The organism is Candidatus Photobacterium acropomis, assembly GCF_030685555.1.
In the GTDB taxonomy this organism is placed as follows: domain Bacteria; phylum Pseudomonadota; class Gammaproteobacteria; order Enterobacterales; family Vibrionaceae; genus Photobacterium; species Photobacterium lucens.
In genome coordinates this window covers 1051686-1074556 of the sequence record NZ_CP131608.1, presented here as the reverse complement: position 1 = coordinate 1074556, position 22871 = coordinate 1051686, and the positions used below count along the sequence as shown (strand labels likewise).

At 38.4% G+C, this 22871-nt stretch carries 14 protein-coding genes; 6 read left to right on the top strand and 8 right to left on the bottom strand.

The genetic code is table 11. From position 1 onward, the window contains the following. The 5 genes from Q7657_RS04815 (at position 1) to Q7657_RS04795 (ending at position 6728) form a co-directional block, all read left to right on the top strand. Positions 1 to 1305 carry a Y-family DNA polymerase gene (locus tag Q7657_RS04815; RefSeq protein WP_107165826.1) on the top strand — a complete coding sequence of 435 codons (1305 nt, stop codon included), beginning with the start codon at positions 1 to 3 and terminating at the stop codon, positions 1303 to 1305. A 232-nt stretch (positions 1306 to 1537) separates the two neighbouring features. Then, entirely contained in the window at positions 1538 to 1774 is a 237-nt protein-coding gene (locus Q7657_RS04810; RefSeq protein ID WP_107165825.1) for a hypothetical protein, read from the top strand. Positions 1775 to 2012: 238 nt separating this feature from the next. Further along, positions 2013 to 2855, top strand: coding sequence for a tetratricopeptide repeat protein (locus Q7657_RS04805; RefSeq protein ID WP_107165824.1), 843 nt, complete (start codon positions 2013 to 2015; stop codon positions 2853 to 2855). A gap of 421 nt (positions 2856 to 3276) precedes the next feature. Next, positions 3277 to 4590 (top strand): anaerobic C4-dicarboxylate transporter family protein, encoded by a 1314-nt coding sequence (locus tag Q7657_RS04800; protein ID WP_107165823.1) that lies wholly within the window; start codon positions 3277 to 3279, stop codon positions 4588 to 4590. 188 nt (positions 4591 to 4778) lie between these two features. Beyond that, positions 4779 to 6728, top strand: a complete 1950-nt coding sequence (locus Q7657_RS04795; protein WP_107165822.1) for a M60 family metallopeptidase — start codon at positions 4779 to 4781, stop codon at positions 6726 to 6728. A gap of 188 nt (positions 6729 to 6916) precedes the next feature. Here Q7657_RS04795 and Q7657_RS04790 read toward each other — a convergent pair whose 3' ends face one another. The 5 genes from Q7657_RS04790 to Q7657_RS04770 form a co-directional block, all read right to left on the bottom strand. Then, complete coding sequence (locus Q7657_RS04790; RefSeq protein ID WP_107165821.1) at positions 6917 to 7867, bottom strand: YeiH family protein; 951 nt, start codon at positions 7865 to 7867, stop codon at positions 6917 to 6919. Positions 7868 to 7981: 114 nt separating this feature from the next. Beyond that, positions 7982 to 8329: a YdbL family probable chaperone protein gene (locus tag Q7657_RS04785; protein ID WP_107165820.1), complete on the bottom strand. Its 348-nt coding sequence runs from the start codon at positions 8327 to 8329 to the stop codon at positions 7982 to 7984. Next, on the bottom strand, positions 8319 to 8555 hold the full coding sequence (locus Q7657_RS04780) for a YnbE family lipoprotein (RefSeq protein ID WP_107165819.1): 237 nt from the start codon (positions 8553 to 8555) through the stop codon (positions 8319 to 8321). Before Q7657_RS04780 ends, Q7657_RS04785 begins: the two co-directional genes overlap by 11 nt. A 19-nt stretch (positions 8556 to 8574) precedes the next feature. Then, a complete protein-coding gene (locus tag Q7657_RS04775; protein WP_107165818.1) occupies positions 8575 to 12213 on the bottom strand; it encodes an intermembrane phospholipid transport protein YdbH family protein in 3639 nt (1212 codons plus the stop codon). A gap of 199 nt (positions 12214 to 12412) precedes the next feature. After that, positions 12413 to 13270, bottom strand: a complete 858-nt coding sequence (locus tag Q7657_RS04770; protein WP_107165817.1) for a DUF4344 domain-containing metallopeptidase — start codon at positions 13268 to 13270, stop codon at positions 12413 to 12415. Between the two features lie 306 nt (positions 13271 to 13576). Here Q7657_RS04770 and Q7657_RS04765 point away from each other — a divergent pair, with 306 nt between their 5' ends. Further along, positions 13577 to 15469 carry a CHASE3 domain-containing protein gene (locus tag Q7657_RS04765; protein WP_498826245.1) on the top strand — a complete coding sequence of 631 codons (1893 nt, stop codon included), beginning with the start codon at positions 13577 to 13579 and terminating at the stop codon, positions 15467 to 15469. Between the two features lie 255 nt (positions 15470 to 15724). Here the strand turns inward: Q7657_RS04765 and Q7657_RS04760 are convergent, their stop codons facing one another. From Q7657_RS04760 to Q7657_RS04750, 3 genes are all read right to left on the bottom strand, one after another. Continuing rightward, positions 15725 to 18463 (bottom strand): bifunctional acetate--CoA ligase family protein/GNAT family N-acetyltransferase, encoded by a 2739-nt coding sequence (locus Q7657_RS04760; RefSeq protein ID WP_107165815.1) that lies wholly within the window; start codon positions 18461 to 18463, stop codon positions 15725 to 15727. Positions 18464 to 18789: 326 nt separating this feature from the next. Further along, entirely contained in the window at positions 18790 to 20550 is a 1761-nt protein-coding gene (locus tag Q7657_RS04755; protein ID WP_107165814.1) for a ricin-type beta-trefoil lectin domain protein, read from the bottom strand. A gap of 487 nt (positions 20551 to 21037) precedes the next feature. Further along, positions 21038 to 22789: a ricin-type beta-trefoil lectin domain protein gene (locus Q7657_RS04750; protein WP_107165813.1), complete on the bottom strand. Its 1752-nt coding sequence runs from the start codon at positions 22787 to 22789 to the stop codon at positions 21038 to 21040. Positions 22790 to 22871 lie beyond the last annotated feature (82 nt).

Genomic DNA, 22871 nt, shown 5'->3' with positions numbered 1-22871 from the left:
ATGTCTGACAATCTTATCGGAAATCGGGATCAAGTATGGGCATTAATTGATGCCAAAAGCTTCTATTGCTCCTGCGAACAACTCTTTGATCCTACTATTGCCAACAAACCAGTTGTAGTGCTTTCTAATAACGATGGTTGTTGTGTTGCGTTATCTGAACAAGCCAAAGCTCTTGGCATTACTCGTGGGGCTCCTTGGTTTAAAGTCGAGCGAGAAGCGCGTTCAAAAGGTGTTGTGGTACGTAGTTCTAACTACACTTTATATGCGGATATGAGTCGACGTTTTATAGAAGAGCTTTCTAACTTTTCACCTTGTGTGGAGCAATACAGTATTGATGAAGCCTTTGTTCGTTTAGATGGTTTTAAACTTGAACAACTGGAAGATTATGGCCGTCAAATCAAGCAGACCATCTATAAAAATATTGGCTTACCGGTACGTGTTGGCATTGGTGCAACACCAACATTGGCGAAATTAGGTAACCAAGCTGCAAAAGTTTATGAGCAACGTGTTCAAGGCGTGGTTCAAATAGATAGCGATCATAAAAGAGAATGGTTACTAGCTCGTACTGATGTGCAGAATATCTGGGGAATAGGCGCAAAAACCGCAACTCGATTACGGACGATGGGGATTGATAACGCGCTGCAACTCTCACAAAAAAGTGCCCCAGAGATGCGACGAGTATGGAATGTGGTGCTGGCACGTACCGTTATGGAGTTACAAGGTATCGCCTGTATCGATCCCGGTGATATTGATGAAACCAAAAAACAGATATTATCCAGTCGCAGTTTTGGTCAAGGCATTACTGATTTTGAAGAGCTGAAATCAGCATTAGCGTTTCACTGTCAGCGAGCAGGTGAAAAATTAAGACGGCAAGGTAGCCAAGCAAATGTCGTCGGTGTTTTTCTTCGTACTAACCGTTATAAGCAATTACCACAATTGAATCGCAGTAGTGCAGTACCCTTAATGTGCCCAAGCCAAGATAACTATAAGTTTATTGATTCAGCGCTGCAGCAGTTAAAACAGATCTATAAGCCCGGATATGAATACCAAAAAGTAGGGGTGATCTTAGATGAACTAACGCCTGCTATAGATGAAGGTTTTCAACTAGATATGTTTGATACCAGTGCCTTTGATGAAGCTAAACGTCGAGAGTTAATGGCAATTACCGATATTATGAATGCTAAGTTCAAGAATGGTATAAAACCCGCCTCTGTTATCGCCACCTCAAATTGGCATATGAAACAAGCATTTCGATCTAATCGTTGGACAACACGATTAGATGAATTACCGATTGCTAAATGTTGAATCTCTGTCGCTTCTCAAAACTAAAGCGTTGTTATAACCAATAAATAAAAATGTGTAGATAGTGAAAGTTAAGCGTGAGGCTAATAATCGCTATGTACGCTTTTGCTTATAGATGCGTGATTTATTTATATATACAGAGCTAGATAGATCTTTTTCCTCTATCAAATAGTGAATCGATATTTTTTAACATTCTTCACTCTATTAGTATTAATAGAACAGATAGGAGTGAAGTATGAAAAAATGGATACAAGAAAGAAATCATAAGAAAGCCAGAGTGACTGCTGCAATACTGGCTATTGGGCTAATCATCGTGTCTCTAATGACATCGGGTTTAGCGAGTGCGTTATGTGATCTTGCTGCATTTTTAATTTTGATCACTGTTGTGTGGATGAAAATAGACAGCAATAAAGAACAGTCTCAAAAAAAGATCTTAGTTAATAGCAGTGAAAAGTTAGAGATTGAACCTTAAAATGTGGGGTAATTCGTGAATAACTATCTCATTTGTTTAAATATGCGGAATGATGATTTTATAATGGTGGCACTTCATTGCTATTAACGAGATTGTGCTGATAAATTGTTCTTTTTATGACTAATTAACTATTTATACTTAGAAAATTTAGCAATTTTTCCTCTATCTTTGCTATTTAACCTCTCCATTTGCTATGGTTTCTGAAGATATCTCTTCTATTCATGCAAAAGGAATGCTTATGCGCTTGCTTATAAGTCTATTAGCCTCTTTACTTATCTGTTTTTCCGCTCAGGCAAGTGAAAAAAAATATTCAGAAACCGACATGTTAGAAAAGCCATTCATGGAACGTTATATTCTCGATGAGCTGAAAGATTTACGTGAATCTCAGCAAGATCTTGAACGTCGAATGGTGATTGAAATTACTGACCGTGAGTTAGCTGTTGCTGATAAATCTCTGAATTACGCCAATGTAACTGTGACTTACTTTTTCTATATTATTGCCGGTGTAGCATCACTGATTGCTTTTGTTGGTTGGCAGTCATTACGTGAGTTCAAGAGCAATACAAAAGAGATGGCAGATAAGCGTTTGGAGCAAATCGCCCAAGAATATGAAAAGAAATTCTTAGCACTAGAGCGAGATTTAAAACGTAAAACACGCATTATCAGTGAAAATAATAAAGAGATAGAGAAAATTAACGAAATTCATAACTTATGGCTTCGTGCACAAAGCTCTCAAACGCCAGAGCAGCGTATTGATGTTTACGATGAAATATTATTGATCCGTCCTGGTGATCTTGAAGCATTAACGTATAAAGCGGATGCTGCGATGGAGATAAAAGAATATCGCTGGGCATTAAGTTTATGTAATCGCGTGTTAGAAGTAGATGACACCAATGGTCCAGCGCTTTATCAACGTGCTTGTGCTTATTCTCGCCTAGGTATTGAAGAGCAAGCGATTGAAGATTTAGAACGAGCAATTCTTGCAAGTCCTTCAATCAGAGACTTGATTGCAGATGAGCCAGATCTGGATATCTTGCATGGTAATAATCGTTTTGACTTATTGCTTATATCCGTTGACTAAACCTCCGGTTTATATTTTTCTGAAATTAGTTGCTCTATTAAAGAGGCGGTAAATAATTACCGCTTCTTTTTATTTTAAAATAAGCATCTCATTAGAAATATATTTATCTTTATTTGGTATAAGTTAATTCTATTTAAAAATAACAAATAATAATATCTAGAAGGCTTAATATATCCTCATTTGGAATTATATTGATAATGCATACAAAACAATTACATTAAAACTTATATAAATAAACTTAACCATAAATAATATTTCATATCTTTTATTTATTTGTTTTTAAATTTATTAATGTGTGATTAAGCGCTATTTTCTGCTGTTGTAAACTTAATATTATCGCCTCGAATTTACCGCAAAAATACAAGTGACATATTTTGTATTTTGACTTTGTTGTTTAAAAGCGATCATCAGGGAGAGCGATGTGTTTTTAATTGAGTTTTTAATTGTATTAGGTTGTATCTTGATCGGTGCCCGCCTTGGCGGTATCGGTTTAGGTGTTATGGGTGGTGTAGGTTTAGCGATTTTAAGCTTTATCTTTGGGTTGCAACCAACAAGTCCACCTATTGATGTCATGTTAATGATCATGGCGGTTGTCGCAGCAGCTGCTGCAATGCAAGCGGCTGGTGGTCTTGAATACTTAATCAAAATTGCTTCAAATATCCTGCGTAAAAATCCTCGTCATATTACCTTTATTGCACCATTAGTGACTTACACTTTTACCTTCTTAGCAGGTACGGGTCACGTTGCTTATTCAGTATTACCTGTGATTGCAGAAGTGAGCCGTCGTAGCGGTATCCGTCCTGAGCGTCCAATGGGTATGGCGGTTATTGCTTCTCAGTTTGCGATTGTTGCAAGCCCAATCGCTGCTGCGGTTGTGGCACTTGTTGCGTTTCTTGAACCACAAGGTATTACCTTAGCTGACGTATTAATGGTTACCATTCCGGGTACATTCTGTGGTTTAGCATTAGCTTGTGTGATTGTAAACAAGCTAGGTAAAGAGCTAAAAGACGATCCTGAATACCAACGTCGTATGCAAGATCCTGCTTTCCGAAAAGAAATGGAGCAGGAAGTGAAGGTTGAAGAAATCGCAATTAAACCAGGTGCGAAAAAAGCGGTAGGCTTATTCTTATTTGGTGCATTAGCTGTCGTTGTGATGGGCGCGTTTCCTGCCTTACGTCCACACTTTGATGGTTCACCAATGGGGATGGCACATACCATTGAAATCGTGATGTTAGCAATGGGTGCATTGATCATCTTGATCTGTAAACCAGACGGTTATGAGATCACTCAAGGCTCAGTGTTCCATGCAGGTATGCGTGCCATTGTAGCGATTTTCGGTATTGCATGGTTAGGTGATACGTTTATCGCAGGTCACGATCTGATGGTGAAAGAAGCGGTATCTGGCCTTGTAGAAGTTGCACCTTGGACATTTGCTTTTGCTTTGTTTGCTCTTTCTGTGATGGTGAACAGCCAAGGTGCGACAACAGCTGTGCTTGTACCTGTTGGTATTACATTAGGCTTACCACCTGAAGTGATTATTGCAACGTTCGTTGCTGTGAACGGTTACTTCTTTATTCCTAACTATGGCCCAATCATTGCCTCAATTGACTTTGACCGTACAGGTACGACCAAAATTGGTAAGTTTATCTTCAACCACAGCTTTATGATCCCAGGTTTATTGAGCATGGTGTTCAGTATTATCTTCGGATTCATTTTTGCAAGCTTTGTGCTGTAACTGATTAAATTGTAAAAAGAACAAAATATAAGCCTTTATATCGTATAAACTCGGTATGAAGGCTTTTCTGCTTCTGTCCAGTCAATAACGTCTCGTTTGTTAGAAAAAGTGTCTCGATAATGAGATGCAATATGCGAATCTCTTCTACACTTAAATTCAGGTCACGATTTTAAGAGCGGAGATCACGAATGAAGAGGGTAACAACATTACTTACATGCGGTACTGCTGTAATAAGTTTACTGATTTCATTTAGCATATTTGCATCATCGCCTCCAATAACACCGATTTCGCCTATCACGGTTATTACTCCTGAAATCAATGAAGCTGTGGTTGCGACTGTTAGTGTTGATCCAAGGCTAAGTAAATCAGCCTTAGCGAATGACATGAAAAATAGGTTACGCCCAAATCGTGGTTTAACGCATTACATTCCAACCAGTACATATGTTAAATCTGGTGATTTGCTTCGTGTAACCTCTGTTGATGGTCGTAATGTTAAAATCTGCATCAATGTACTTTCAACCCCAAAATTATGTGATCAACGTTCGGTGATTAACAGATCCAATGACGTTTACATCCAATCAACTTACGATGGTGAAGTGTACATTGATAACCAGTTATCAAGTACAGATCCAGTGGTTGAAGTGACGGTGACAGGTGGTCGTGAAATGCCTATTTTTCGCTTAGGTGAACATACCGATAGCGACTTCCTTACAATGTTAGAAAGTGCGACATCACCGAATATCCATTTAGTTTCCCCATTTATGGTGATCACCGGACCTATCGAAAAATTCAAATCTTATGGTGTTACTAACCCAACAGAATTAATGCAAGGTTGGGAGCAAATCATTGCGTGGGGCGAAGAACATTATGGTTTTTCACTTGATTTAGCTGAGCACCATCAACCGATGAAGCATAAAGTGTTATTCCTTGATGTGGGTGAAAATGGGTATGGATTAATGTATGCCACGACTCACCATTTAGGTACAGGGACGGCGAATGCCTTCAATCCAGTGGTGAATACCAATAAATTGTTAACGGATGGGGGCTGGGGACCATGGCATGAGTATGGACATACGCTACAGCCTCGATATTTACAATTTAATAAAATGACTGAGGTAACGACCAATATTACCTCTCAGAAAGTCCGTGCTTCACTGGGGTATGGAAGTCGATTAGAAACACGTTGGCAGAGTAGTATTTTCCCGTATTTAGATCAGCCAAATAGTGGAAAAGATTACTTTAATGATGATTTAGGTCCATTTGAGCGTCTAGGTTTATTTTGGCAACTTGATCTGACGTTTGGCCCTCGTTTTTACCAACGCATGAGTGTGATCATGCGTAATGGTTATAACACTGTTGAGCGTAATTTTGATGGTAATTCGGATCATCGTGTTCAGGTTTTTATTCGTGAAGCGAGTTTAGCAACCGGTTACGATTTACGAGCGTTTTTTGCTGATTGGGGTGTACCAACAAATAGCGCAAATAATGAGTTATTAGATGGGCTGTCAGGATATCTGAAACCTTCGACTAACATGTCTAATAATAGTGATTTTGAAATAGAGAAAAAAGATCATGATTTTGGTCGTGATGTTGCGATTCATTATCGTCCTCGTAGTCAAACAATCCAAATTTCCTACGATTACTATCGAACATGGCTGCCAAAACACAGCGCAAAAGTATATGTGAATGGTCGTTTTATAGGCAAGATCAGTAATAATCAAAGCGATAGATTCAACGTGAAAATTTCACCGGATACCGCTATCACACATGCCACATTAAATAAACGTCTTCGCCAAGGCGATAGAGTGAAAGTGGTATTTGACACGCCGCAAACGGATCAAGTGGTATACAACTATCGTTTTAATGATCTTCGTATATGGGCAAACTCAGAGAAAGAGCGAGTAGTCGTACGAGTTAGCAAAAAACGTTTTAATAGTGATAATTTTTCTTTAAAAGCTTACTCAAACGGTAGTCTTATTTTTAGCTGTCAAAATCAAGTATGTGATCAGGCTGATGTGCGAGTTAAAAATAATAAAGTGGTGATTTCAAAAGGTTATCAGTTGGAACCAGACCAACCGATACACCTTATCATTGGGCATGGCAAAGGATACTCAGATAGAGTTATATATGCCAAATAAATCATAATGTTAGCTGTTTCTATTTTAGTGATTAAATAAGCATAGATGTTTATGATAAAGTTCACGAAGCGACCAAGTAAAGGTCGCTTTTTTCTTTATTACTGCGTATTTGAAAATAAATACAAAAAGCCAGATCAATGATCTGGCTTTGTTGTTTTTACGTGTCTGTTTAAAGCTGTTGTGCTGATTTAAGGAATAAACATTTCGATATAAATCAAAGAAGCACTACCGATTGCCAGCCACAGTAATACGCCTAATAGCATAGGTTTCGGCCCTGCATTGCGCAATTTATTAACGGTAATACCTGAACCAATTAAGAATAAACACACCACCAATAAACGCTTAGATGCCGTGAAGATCATATCGTACACAGGTTGGAAATGCGGTAAGAAGTGGGCGACTAAAATCGCTACACAGTACAGTACGATAAAATAAGGAACGGCAATTTTCTTGCTATTGCCTTTAAACAGTAGTGCGCTGATAAAGGCTACTGGGATGATCCACAATGCGCGAGCAAGTTTAAGTGTTGTTGCTGTTTTTAAAGCTTCATCACCGTATGAACCTGCAGCACCAACAACGGAAGAAGTATCATGAATCGCAATAGCCGCCCATGTACCAAAAGTGTGTTGGCTCATATCGAGTAAATGACCAATAGCTGGGAAGATAAACAGAGCGACTGCATTTAATACAAATACCGTTGCTAATGCCAAAGAGGTTTGATCATCACGGGCATTGATCGCTGGGGATACTGCTGCAATAGCACTGCCACCACAAATAGCCGTACCCGACGCAATAAGGTGACCGGTTTTTTTATCCAGACTTAAAAAGTGTGTTGCAATCCAACCTAGTAGTAAAGTGAAGAAGATAGAACAAATGATCAGTCCTAAACCAGCTTTACTTGCTTCAATTGCCTCATTTAAGTGAATACCGAAACCTAAACCAATAATGGAATATGACAAAAGTTTTTTGGTGAGGGCGGCGATATTAAATTGCGTTGGAACAAATCCGAAACTGGCTAAGAGAAAGCCTAAAATTAAAGCGATAGGTGAGCTAATAAATGGGGCAAGACACAATAGCGCTGTGCAAATAAACACAGCGTCTGTCGGTCGAAGGCGTTTGAAATTGTCGATAATGGTCATGTGATAGCGATAATAATAGAGTTATATATTTAAAAATTATACGCTTACCACTGAATCTGTAAGAGTTAAATTGATTGAGCGTGGGGTTAAGAAAAACTTAACATTTTTGTGGGTTTATTTTTTAATCCATTCACCCGCTTTTGTTTGAAAATAATACCCAGGTAAGGTCTTTTGTTTGGCTTTAGCACGTCCCAATGCCGTTACTTCTTCAATGCTTATGTTATTTTGTTGGCTAATTTGTTGGTAGCCTAGCTTTCTTTTTTGATTGGTATCATCGACCAGTTGCTTTACTTTTGCTGTTGGCTGAGATTGAACACTTGCCACGTAGCCATTATTGGCCTCACCGATCAAACCTTGTTGCTTTGCTTGCTGTAAGGTGAGCGCCATTGCAGTGTTAGCTGAGCATAACATGCCAATGAATAGTACTGCTTTCACTTTGGTTGAGCGGAAATTAGAAAACATTTTTGTCCTTGAATAATTCATTAATTTCGTGATCAGCTTTAACATTGATTTCATGCTTAATATTGATATTTAAGTTAATTTCAATCGGCTTTTCAGAAAGTGCGACTTCAACTTTCGGTGTACAGCCAACCATTAGTACAGTTCCGATAATGAGTGCAAAAGCACTCGGAAGATTGCGGAAATGAAACGTCGGAAAAAATTGGCAAAGTTTTGTATTAGTTGTCATACGATTTTTAATCTTCTTATTATTGAACGCCAAGTTGTTGTTTTATTTGAGCAACAAGAGGTGATGAGTCAATGAGTTCCTTTGAACGTAATAACTTAGGGATATTATCATTAAGTTTAAGATTGACGTTAATAGGACGTCCATCTTGGAAATCTGGATTTTTACCTTCGATACGTGTTTTTAACGATAAATCGCCGCTTTTAGCATAATCAAAAGCAAACGCAATGGAGTTGTAATGATAATTATCTAATACTTCCACAATATTTAGTGGACTATAAGTACCTGCTTCTTTAACTTTTTTATCGATAGTTGAACCTTGGATATAGCGTAGAACACCACCAGGTTTTTGGGTTTGTAGTTTTGCGTTACGTATCACGATACTACCGTCTTCTAACGCGATTGGAATAACGCCATCGATACGACCTGTTAATTCAATATTATCTTGATCGGCTTCAGCGATGACACGAGCGAGATCAACCCCAGAGACGGTAACAGGTACTTGTTTAATATTACTTAGGCTAGTGATTGTAATTGGCTCGATGCTAATATTACCGCCATACAGTTCAGTCGTGCCATGGGCAATGTGGTAGTAATCTTTGCTGGTATCAAATTCAGCCAATAGGCGAGGGTTAGACATAGGTACACCTATATCAAGATAATCTGCTGAGATCTCTAACGGCGATTGCGTTTTAACGTCAGTCGATGATAACGCAAGGTGGAGATGACTATGTACGTTACCAAATCGGAACGCCTCATATTCGCCAGTGATGCGATGAGTGGCAAGATCAATAAAACCAGATACCTGCTTATCTTTATTAACTGTTATATCAGCACTTGTTGTTAGTTGACCTTGAGTAATGTTCAGATTAATGGGTAGTGCTGGAATATAAAAGCTTTTCAGATCTTGCTCTGGTGTAAAGGTAAAAGTATGGCGTTTTAATTTAATGTTAGACATACCTGTATCGAAATTAGACAGCAAACTCACATCAGCAAACAAAGCATGATTACTGTTTTTAAACTTACTATTAATATTTAACTCTGAACCGTCTAGTTGTGCGTGACCTTGGCTGTAGATCTTACCCAGTTTTTGTGTATTACGTTGCGCACTAAAAGTAATATCGTAATCAGATTTAAATTGTAACGGCTTCACTGTTACTGACTCATATAAAGCTTGATGTTCAGCACGGATCTTTGCTTGGATCGCTGCAATATCGGCACCTACTTTATAAGGTGCGGTAAAATCGATTTGTGGTGATAAATCTTTTAGGTGTGATAAACCCATTAGCTCGGCCAACTTTTTAATAAGTCGTGTATCGATGCTATCTGTCTTTGCTTTTTCTTTAACAACCGCTGGCTTTGCTTTAACAGGAGGCAGTGGTTTGATCAATTTGAACTCTTGGCTTAAGTAAAAGTTATTCACTTTAATACCTAAATCTGCACGATAGCGACTTAATGAATCATGAGTATTATTATCAAAATCTTCATTACGGTTAACAATGAACTCGGATGTTAAAGAAGCTTTGGTGTCTGCGGGTTGGTAAAGTATAAAGTTACCTACAGTTTTAAACCTGTCTTGACTGTAAATTCCGACTAAAGAGTCCAGATGGAAGTGAATATCTTTACTTAGGCTTTTTTGTAGTCCGGGGATCCCTTTAACATTCACTTTATCCATGGCGATATTATTGTTGGTCATTTGGGCTATCAATGTGTGATTACCCCATGTTGCAACCATATGTGTTTTGAATGCGAAGTCGTTAATTTGGCTTTCAGGCATTGGGTAAATGGTCTTTGCCTGTGCTTCTACTTCAGCATTGATGTGACATTGCAGATTAGGATATAAGCAGTTCAAGACATTGAAATCAAAGTTTATAGATGACTGGGTACGCTTATTTACCAAGCTAATTTTTTCTTTTTTGTCCTTTAAAATCACACGTAAAAGCTTATCGTAGAAATTGACATTAAAATCAATTCTTCCATCAGTGATCATCTGTACATCGGCAAGCTGTTTTTCTTTTAATTGATTAGATGTTTTCTCAGCTTTCTTTTTAAAAAGACCTGCTGGTATTGCATATTTATTAAGAGAAATAGCAAAAGATTCAGGTAATTCAAAACCCACATCGTAGTATGCAGTGGCTAGTTTATTATCCACCAGCATACGTTTATCTTTCGGAGCATCAACCGGTGCTTCGGTTTGCACTGCAACAAAACGTAAAGGGCCATTGATTTTGGCGTCAGGCAAACCTTTAAGACCAAGGCGATCGGTAAATTCTTTAGTCCCCTTAAACTTGGCATTACAGTTCATGTACTTAGGTAGAGGTTGATCAAAGAGAATGACCGTATCACAATCGAGGCGATTCCCATCACCACGCACCAAGCTGGTATGGACTCGGGCATCAGTTTTCGTTAAATGACGAACCGTTACATCTAAGTTATAAGGATTCGGTGCAAGGGCTTTACCACGCACAATAAACTTGGCTTTGGTATGGGTTTCTTCTGCAATATTAAGTTCTTTCGCTTGCTGCTTCGCTTTAAGCTCTGCTTCTTTCCTATCAAGATCTTGCTGTGTAAGAATTTTCTTCTTCTTTTTTTTCTTCTTTTTTGTTGCAGGCTTATTGTCTGATAACGGTGTTTCAAGTAGTACGCGCGAATCTAAAATTAGATCACCATAAGTAAATGACTTAACTCTAAATTTGTGCATGGGTAACTGAGCCAAATTAGCAATGGTTTGGCCTAGGTGGTATCCCTTGTTATTGATATCAGCACGTTCAACAAATTTAGGTAAAAACATTGGCTCTTCAAGGTGGATTTTGTCAGCCGTTAATACCATAGATTCGGTCGGCTTTTTGAAATCGATTGAAAAGCCTAACTGGGTTAATTCTTGTTGTTCCAAGATGGAATATAAGGTTTTCCACTCAGGATACATAGCCCCTACGTTGACCTTTAATGGCGTACTGTCACCTTGCCAACTAATCGAAAAATCACCATCGTTGAAATGCAAACGATAGTGAGGTGAAGGGTTGTAGTCAGGGAAAAATAGTGTCATTACACCATGTGATACATTGCCGGTTAGCGCAATATGAGGATCGCTATTAAAAGCAACGTCCACATCTTCAAGAATTTGAACCGCATTAGGCCAACCTGTCACACTGTTAGTATGCAGAGCCGAGGATGTCACTTTTCGCGCATGTGCGGTGAAGCGAAACGGTGCTGAAAAGTGGGTAAACTTGATGTCAGCATCGTAAAGGTGGATATAGTTAAGTTTGATATTTTGATCAGCTAACGCTTTAGTCGCAGCTTTTGGCAGTTTTATTGAAGATTTCACCGCAAACACATGATAAGAAACATCACCCGTGTCTTTATTTAAGTTACGGTGTAATGAAAGATCTTCTAGTTCAATCGTGGTATTTTCAATACTGACAGAGATATTCTTTGCTGTGATGCCGTTATTGAATTTCAAACCAGAGACATGGTTTAAACGGATATCTTTGGTATACAACCAGCTTGAGAGGATAACAGGCGGAGTAACAACAAATATTAAAATGGACCAGAACAGGAAACGTCGAAAACGCTTGTTTTGTGGTACTACTGCAAGCTGTTCATCAGTGTTTGATGACTTTGGTTCTATATCAATACTTTGTTGTTCTTTTTTATCTGACATAGAACTTAATCTTTCCCCAAAAAACAATAAAATTTATCACTAATATTAACATGACAATAATAAATATATTAATTACTTATAATAAAGGTGATGATTTTTTGCTTTGTCATATTTAGGTTATTTATGAATAATCCTTACAAATAACCCTGTATTGTGACAATGTCACTTATTTCGCTTGGGTGCAGGAGATTACCGCAGACTACTCAGCTAAATAATGTAACCAGCCTTGATTGATCACCGTAAAATATTCGGGACAACGTAACTTTTGTTGTTTCCTTTCTGATGCTGGCAACTCATCAAAAATGCGCTGATAACGATTTGGATTACTTCCATACACTAAACATAAAATATTGTAGTAGCGTTGTAAGTCTAAACTGTGTTCGCTGACAAAATCAGCATCATCAAAACTGTCAGTATCTAAATCTTCTAGTGCGAACAAATCTGCAGAGTTAATAGCAATGTCATCACCGCGCGGAATGTCGTTAAGTAGCAGAATTGTGGCAAAGTTATCAACTGAATCTTCTTCTTTCCCTAAAATGGGAATGGCTCTATCAGCAATATAGGCATGTCCAATTTCATGGAGCAAAGTATGAAGCAGCGCATCCTCTGTAGCTTGGTTCACTTCACGTTGAGTTTTGAATAATCCTTTATTTTTAAATAGTTGGCGACTTTCATTGACGAATTGATAGGGGATGTGAATTGAATTGGTTACAGGATCAAATAAAGGACCATCATCTGAACCAAAGACAATATTTAGGGCTGGTGAGAATACAAAACGCTTTTGGCTTAATTGCTTGATGGTTTCAAGTACTGGTGATTGCTCAATAAATTGCTCAGTCTGTCGCATGGCTGTATTTGATGGAAGAAAGCGAAAATTAACCGTAGGTGTGGGCTCTAACACCAAGCCGTATTGATCATCAACGGGTAAGTTTGTACCAATGTTTTTGGTTGTACCTGCCTGACTTATTGTTGAATAAAATAAAAAACTAATCATGAGTACGAGAATATAGATACCTAACTGAGGTTTATATTTCGTTGTGAGTAAACTGCTATACATCCTACTTCCTCACATATTTTATGTGCTATGTCTTTTTCGTGATAATTATAGTGTATAAGGCAAAATATCTAGATAAATATGCTATCTATCTACAAATAACTTTCTCAATATGAATATATATTCTCATTTCTAAAACAAAATGGGTTATCTATTTACACAGAGTTAATAGGGTTTTCTATAGTGTGTATGCAGCGCTAAAAGTAAGAACTTATTGTTACACAACGAATACTTACGGAAGGCTAGATCACAATGAATATGGAAAATATATCAATAAGAAACAAACTACTTATAGGGAATGGGCTTATTGTGCTGCTGTTAGGCATATTATGCGCAATTGTTTGGAATGCCATTGTAACAATGGATAAAACAGCGAAGATGGTTGAACACACCTATAAAGTTATCGATAACTCAAATATCTTAGTGTCTTCGATGGTTGATCAGGAAACAGGTTTACGCGGCTTTGCCATTGGTGGGCAAGAAGAATACCTTGAACCCTATATTTCAGGTAAGAAAGAGTTTGATAAACACTTAAATATAGTCACTGAATTAACCAGCGATAATCCAGCACAGCAAGAACGCTATGCTTTTGTTGCCACTGAAGCCAAAGCTTGGCAAGCATACGCAGATAAAATTATTCAGTTACGTAAAGATATCCAAAACGGCGAATATTCTGAGCAAGCTATTCATGAGTTGTTAGCATCAGGCATTGGTAAACAGCTGATGGATAAAATTCGTATTGAAGCTGAAGATCGTCGTTTTGGTTATCAAAGTAATGAACTTTTGCAGGCAATGGTGAATATGGAAACCGGCTTGCGAGGCTACATCATTAATAAGACGGATGATTATTTAGAACCTTACTATCAAGGAAAAAAAGAAGTTAATCGTATTCTGAAAACTAACGATCTTGATGATAAAAATATCAATGCATGGATCAGCGATTACGCCGAAGTTGCGATTAAACAAATCAAGCATGGGCTTCAATACAAGGTCATGAATGATCTTTACCTTGAGTTAGAGAAGAAACAAGGTAAGGCGTACATGGATGATCTTCGTTATCGTGTTGCTGAGATCATTAATGTTGAACAAGCATTGATGCAACAGCGAAAAGGCTCTGCAAATGAAGCAGCAAATCTCGCGATAATGGTTATCGTTGGTGGAGGTATTATTACGGCGATATTAGCTTTTGCTGTTGGAGTCTTTATTTCTCAAACGATTACTAAGCCTATTGGTAGTGCTGTTGACGCTGCAAAAGAGTTAGCACAAGGGAATTTAACCGTACATATTCCACGTTATGGTAATAATGAAGTCGGTGTCTTGCTGACAGCGTTGCAAACTACTGCCGATAGCTTGAAAAGTATCATCGTTAAAATGAGTGATGCCAATGATCAGCTTGGTAGTGCTTCAGATAATTTGACTGCTATTACTACTCAAACCAGTCAAGGTGTCACAGAGCAGCAACAGAAAACGGATGAAGTGGCAGTAGCAATGAATCAGATGTCGATGTCTGTTCAAGAAGTTGCACAAAATGTGGGTACAGCTGCGCAATTTACCAATGAAGCACATACTGAAGCACAATCAGGCATTGTTATTGTGCAGAATACTGTAAAAAGTATCAGTCAGCTTGATGAAGAGATTAACTTAACGTCAGTGAGGCTTAATGAACTGGTACATGAAACAGAAAACATTGGTGGTATTTTAGATGTCATTCGAGCTATAGCCGAACAAACCAATTTATTAGCACTCAATGCAGCGATAGAAGCGGCTCGTGCTGGTGATCAAGGTCGAGGTTTTGCCGTTGTAGCTGATGAAGTACGTGAACTGGCAAAACGTACTCAAGATTCAACCACAGAGATTCAGTCGCTAATTGAAAAAGTTCAGCATGGTACCAATGAACTTGTATTGAGCATGGATAAGAGCAATAGCATCGTAAAAGAAAGCGTGTCAAATGCGACAAAATCAGGTGATGCGTTTAGCGTGATCACTGAATCTATCGCTAAAATTAATGATATGAATATTCAAAATGCGAATGCTACCGAGGAGCAAAGTACGACAACAGAGGAAATTAACCGCAATATGGAATCGGTTAATATCATTTCTCAGCAAAGCGCTCAGAGTGTCGGAGAAACGGCGAAATCTACGCAGGTGTTATCTGAATTATCGCAACAAATGCACAGCATTATCAGACAGTTTAGAATTTAGCTTAGCTGGTGGAGCAAGGCTTTGTATTAGCTATAACAGTCATACGATGATAAAAAAGCAGCCTCAGAATGGTTCTCTTTCTAGTTGAAAAGATCTAGGCTGCTTTCATTGGCTCGGTATAAATTGATCACTTCGTCTTGCTCAATCTCTTTACTGATTTCGACTATAACACTCATATTCTTTGTGACTTCCTGTCTTGAATGCATTTTAAAAAGGTAGCAATAATTTCAATCGGCGTTATTACTCCCTAAGAACTTAGCTATCTTTTTTGTCAATAAGAGGGAGTAGCATTTCAACTATGCCATCTTCTAGTTGAACGTCGATACTAAAGCCTACTTTCTCTGCTAAGTGGATCATACCGTGATTAGAAGGCATGGTCATACCCGTCATAAACTGCAATCCTCGCAGTTTGCAGTAGTTCACTAGCTTGTTCATTAAGATGCTACCTAAGCCCAAGCCTTTCATATCGGAACGTACCAGAATAGCAAATTCTGCATCATGGTTTTCAGGATCAGAAAGGGCACGAGCAACACCTAATACAACGTCTTCTTTTTCATTAGTTTCAAGGTTGATATGGGCATCTTTGGCAACGGCAACAAATGCCATTTCACGGTCGTAATCAATTTGTGTGAATTTGGCTAAGGCTTCGTGGTTTAGCTCACCAATATCGGAGAAGAAACGTTTATATAAATCTTCTACCGAGACTTTCGACATAAAGGTTTTATGAAGTGGCTCATCTTCCGGCAAGATAGGACGTAATAACAATGTTTGTCCGTCTTTCAAGGTACAGGTTTCTTCGTATTCTTTAGGGTAAGGACGGATCGCAAGGCGTTTTTGTTTATCACCAGTGAATGGCTCGATATCCATTGAGGCATCAAGCACAGTCAGATCACTACCACTAACGAGTAGCGGGTGAATATTTAACGCTTTGCTCTCAGGACAATCAATGATCAATTGTGAGATCTTAACCAATAAGCCGCATAGCGCAGGAATATCTATTTTCTCTAATGTACTACGTTGTTTGATTTTGCCGGTTTTAAGGGCGTTAATCACCATATAGCGAGCCAGCGCCATATTCAGCGGTGGAATAGCGACCGCTGCGTCACGGTGAATATCCCAACGGGCGCTATCTTCACCCATTAAGATCACCGGACCAAAGATAGGATCGTTGTGAACATCAATCCGCAATTCTTGTGCTCCAGAACGATCAGCCATACGTTGTACTAACAAACCATCGATCCGTGCTGTTGGGTAGTGCATAGCAACACGATCAAAGATCGCTTGAACGGCATTTTCAACTTCGTTAGCAGTACGAAGGTGCAGTACAACACCGTGAATTTCAGACTTATGACGAATATCGGGCGATCGAAGTTTTACCGCAACGGGGTAGCCAATTTGCTCGGCAATATGTACGGCTTCTGCGGCATCAAGTGCAATCCATGTCGGCAAGGTAGTAAAGCCGTAAGATTCTAAGATTGGACGGGCTTCATGGGTTTCTAAGTGACGAATATTATTGGCAAGTAACTCAGCAATTTGTTCATGAGCTTGATGAGTATTGTGGTTGCTATAACCAATAGAAACGGGGGTTTCCATTAATTGTTTTTGGTTACGACGGTACTCGACCATGTGCATGAAGGCTGAAATCGCACTCTCAGGCGTGCGATAAGCGGGATAACCAGCTTCGGTAAAGGTTTTACGGGCAATGTTCGCTTCGTTCTCGCCAGCCCAATTTGTCAGAATATTAAAGCGTTTGGTTCTTGGATGCTGATGTAAAGTTTCAATTAACGCATTGGCAGTTTCAATATCGGGAGCAATGGCCGACGGGCTGTGCATGATCAGCAAACCATCAAAGTCGTCGCTATCTAATAGAATTTTTACCGTTTGCTGATAACGATGAATGTCAGCATCACCAATAATATCGATAGGGTTGGCATGAGACCAACAAGAAGGTAATACGGCGGATAAGCGATTAATGGTTTCTTGGCTTAATTTAGCTAACTTACCGCCACGATCAGATAAGGCATCGACAGCCATGATCGCAGGACCACCACCATTGGTTAATATTGCTAAACGTTCGCCACGTAATGGTACAGAGTGTGCCAAGGTCTCTACCGCAGCAAACAACTCATGGGTATTGTTTACCCGTAACATACCTGAACGTCTTATGGCGGCATCGTAGACAGCATCTAAGCCAATATCACCACCAGTATGTAAGTGTGCAGCAGAACTGCCTGCTTGGGTCCGTCCACTTTTTAATACCAGTATACGTCTATTACGGGCTGCAGCTCGGGCAGCAGACATAAAACGTCGGGCGTCTTTAACTGAATCGATATAAAGCAATATCGCATCGGTTTTGGAGTCTTGACATAAGGTATCAAGTAATTCTGCAAAGTTAATATCACAGGCATCACCTAATGATAAAAACGTTGAGAAACCAATACTCTTGTTTTTAGCCCAATCCAAGATCGTGGTACACACTGCCGCAGATTGGGAAATAAAAGCAATCTTACCTTTGTTTGCGCTAATAGGAGAGAACGAAGCATTCAAGTTTAGCCAAGGTAGGATCAACCCCATGCTGTTAGGACCAATCAAGCGCATGCCGTATTCTTTGGCTTTTGCCAACATTTGCTCTTCTAGGCTTGGCTGGTGGTTTTGACTAAAAGGGTTGGTATGCAGTTGAGGATTGTTCATGCCTGCTGCAAGAATGATGGCAGCTTTAACCCCTTTCTTGCCAAGCTGCTCAACAATATCAACATTTAGCTCTGCGCGAGTGCAAACCACCGCAAGATCTGGAACGCGAGGTAAACTGGCAATATCAGGATAGGCAAGAATACCGGCTACGGCATCATATTTAGGGGTAACGGGCATAATAGGGCCACGAAATTGCCCTGATAATAAGTTACGGATCACCACATTACCTGCACGTAATGGGTTATCTGATGCACCAATAACGGTAATTGATTTCGGTTTGAGTAAGCTTCTCATCCCATCCATGATTGATATCCTACTGTGTTGAATATTATCTGTTTATAGAGGATAAGCTTTTATCTTTAAATAGGGGGAAAACAGTAGAAGAGCTGTGATCTGAACACGCTAAAAATTCATAAAGTAAAATATCCTTACAATATTTTATAAAATGAAAAGCATGCGCTGTGAAAGTGATAGATACACTATACGTTTATATATTAATTGCTTGCTGTGACGGGTTTTATCATCTCAGCACAATAAAAATACCCTCATTCGCTGATTGCTTTAGCTACAAGCGAGATGAGGGTATTTGTGTTATCGCGTTATTTAACTTGATAGTTTACGTTGTCGGATTAATTGCCCCAGTGCCATTGTGAGCCTTTGGCAGTTGCTGATACAGGGGATGTTTGGCCATTGAAAGTCGCTTGCTGACCTAATGCATTGATAAGGTGCTTATTATTATCAAGGTGCCACTTTTGTTCTGGAGCATTTGTACATTTCACAATATTTGAGGCGGCAAAACATAATTGAGGCACATTGTGAGGATGTAAAAAACCTTCACTTGTTAGTGTCCATTTTTGATTATCACTGCCATCACATTTCGTAGTTAAAACTAACGCACCATCAAATGTATAATTATTATAAACATTCAAACATTGTCCCTGTGTCACTAATGGTCGCCATTGTACTTTGGGTTTAGTATTTTGAGCCGCTGCGTTAATTAATGTATAGACAATCGATGATAGTGGCTGAGCATTTTTAGATGATTCTACCGCTTTATCTTGCCAATCAGTTGGGACAGGATCAGCTATATTCCAATTACCTTTACCATCGATAGCTGATTGTAAAGTGTCACCTTTTTTAATCGTCCAAAGGAAATCAGGATGTTGGGTTTGTCTATACCACTCACCACCGATAATATCACCATGATCATTGAGTTCGAGATCATAGGTATAATTCACAACCGTCACTGCATCGTCAGCTTTTGTGTCTGGTGTTTTATGATTAGGCCAACTCTCATCTGTGTACTTGAACGACATATTCACGCCAACAATTGAAGCCGTATTTTTACTACGGTAGCTAGAGAATCTATCTCTAGTGTAATCTGAACGTGCAACTTTCACTTTATCAGGATTTGCTGATTTCTCACCTGTCTGAGGGTTAAAGTACTCAATTGAATAACCAATAGCGGGCTGATTCCAAACTTGGGCACTATAGTCAGCATCAAGTACAAAGCTTCGATGGCTTAGACCTAATTGGTTTAAAACAACGATATGCCAAACTCCTGGGTTGACGTCGCGGCAGTCAGAATCCTTCACTCTAGCATTGTGGTCTGTTGCAGGATCTGATTTGAAACATCGAGCACCAATTACCTTATACTGGCTATACATAAATGCTTCTGACCAAAGTTGATCAGCTAGTGCTTTGATGTCTGAAGGGTAAAAAGTGAGATCGTCACCACTTGGATCTTTAACTGTAACGGCATTTGTAGGGCGAGGAAGAACGGATGCTGCAGAAGCCCAACCATTACAGATACCCATCCAACTTTCAATATTCGCACCATTTAAGCCGCCATAATTGATGCCAACTTGCCACGCAGACTTAGTCAGTGATAATGATTTATCACCAACTAGTAGGTCATATTTTTCTGCTGGAGATAAGTCGTTGCGATCATCACCTTGATAGGTATTTATTGGCCTTACTTTGTATGTGTAATTGTAAAGGTCTTTAAAGGTAGTATCACTAGTCGTTTTGTTATTATGATAACGCCAAGCAATACCACCGTATACTGTAGGCCAATAAGTATCAGACCAAGGCTGTTTTTTTAATTCAAAACTATTAGGTGCTACTTTTGTCAGCTCTGTAATGTTGACGATTGTTTTATTGCCTAAATCTGTGAAATCTTGGGGGCGGTAAACTTCTGCAATATTAGGATCATTGTTAACCGTGGTAGGAAACGCACTAAAATTTGATGGTTGTTTTAATGGCAGGATCATTGGAGCTGTCAGATTGCGAATAGTTAATGCTTTATTTGATAAAACATGAGGTACATCAAATGATTCTGCTGTAGCACTAGCCGACATTAGTGGAAGTAATAATATTATTTTTTTCATTGTTGTCAGTTTATTTTATTAGTGAAGTTTAAGTCCCATATAGTTAAGCAGTTAATTTGAATAATAAATAGACTATTAGCTCTAATAAATACTTAAAAAAACATATTGTTATATTTTTAAACAAAAAGCAGATAATAATAATGATAATATTAATTTAATGAGCGTTAGGTTAAATTTTAGGAGGTGTAATAAAACAAAATAAAAAAAGATTATTAGTTTTTTATGCCAAAAAGTCAGAATTATTTGTAAATATATTATTGTGTTCGATTGTATTTTACTATTTATAAATTATAACGTTTGTCAAATCAATAACTAATTATGAAATGACTTAACTTTTCTTAATTATTGAATGTTATTGTTTGAGAATCTTGTCACCATATTATTTCCAATAAAAAAACACCCTCATTCGCTTGATTGTTTTAGCTACAAGCGAGATGAGGGTATTTGTGTTATCGAGTTATTTAACTTGATAGCTTACGTTGTCGGATTAATTTCCCCAGTGCCATTGTGAACCTTTGGCTGTTGCTGATACAGGAGATGTTTGACCATTGAAAGTCGCTTGCTGACCTAATGCATTGATAAGGTGTTTATTATTATCAAGGTGCCACTTTTGTTTTGGATCATTTGTGCATTTTACAATATTTGAGGTGGCAAAACATAATTGAGGCACATTGTGAGGATGTAAAAAGCCTTCACTTGTTAGTGTCCATTTTTGATTATCACTGCCATCACATTTTGTAGTTAAAACTAATGCACCATCAAATGTATAATTATTATAAACATTCAAACATTGTCCCTGCGTCACTAATGGTCGCCATTGTACTTTGGGTTTCACATCTTGAGCAGCGTTAACTAAGGTATAGACTATCGATGATAGTGGCTGAGATTGTTTAGATGATTCTACCGCTTTATCTTGCCATTCTGTTGGGATTGGCTCTGATATATTCCATTTACCTTGAACTTTTACATCAGATTGAATCACCATACCTTTTTTGGTCACCCATAAAAAGTCAGGGTGGTTTTGTGAGTGCCACTCACCACCAATGATGTTACCGTGATCATCTAGCTCTAAATCATATATATAGTTAGCTACATCAGTTAAATCATCTGCTTTAGTATTTGGTGTATTGTGATTTGGAAAATTCTCATCCGTATATGTAAACTTCATATTAACACCAACGATAGAAGTGGTACTGTCATCTCGGAATTGAGAAAACTTATCTTTTTTATATTCTGAACGAGGGATCGCTACCTTTAATGGGTTGGCTGATTTTTCACCTGTCTGAGGATTAAAATATTCAATTGAATAACCAACAGCGGGTTGGTTCCAAATTTCACCTTCACCATCTATATCAAGTACAAAACTTTTATGAGAGATACCTATTTGGTTTAAAACAACAATATGCCAAGAGCCTGGGTTTACATCACGGCAACCACGGTCGGTTTCTCGGCCATTGATGCGTTCAGGATGTAGGGGATAACAACGTTGTCCAAGTTGTCGATATTGATTTTGTTTCAATGCATTGCCCCAAAGTTGATCTGCTAATGCTTTAATATCTGATGGATAAAAAGTAAGATCTTCACCATTTGCATCTTTAACGGTTACTGCATTCACAGGACGTGAAACTTGCATTGCAGCACCTGCCCAACCGTTGCAGATCCCTAACCATTCACTAAGGTCACCATCCCCTTGAAGGCCACCAAATATAATACCAACATCCCATGCTTGTTTAGTTAGTGTTAACGCTTTATCACCGACGAGCAAATCATATTTTTCTGCAGGAGATAAATTATTGCGATCATCACCTTGGAAAGTATTGGTAGGACGTTTCTTAAAAGTATAATCATAAAAGGCTTTAAAATTACTACCATCAATATCAGATTTGGTGTATCGCCAAGCAATGCCACCATAACGCGTTGGCCAATAGCTATCTGACCATGGCTGTTTTTTTAGCATAAAAGTGTTGGGGGCTTTTTTTGCTAAATCAACTAAATTTACGATTGTTTTGTTACCTAAATCTGTAAAATCTTGAGGGCGGTAAATAAGTGGTTCATTCGAATTATGGTTTTCCCATGTAGGGAAAGCACTAAAATTTGATGGTTGCTTTAATGATAGATTTGCCAGGTCTGTCTTATTGTGAACAGTTGTTGCTTTATTAGGCAAAAGATGTGGTTCATCAAATGATTCTGCTGTAACGCTAGCCGACATTAGTGGAAGTAATAATATAATTTTTTTCATTGTGGTCAGTTTATTTTATTAGTGAATTTGAAGTCCTATATAGTTAAACAGTTAATATTAATAAATAATAGAGTATTAGCTC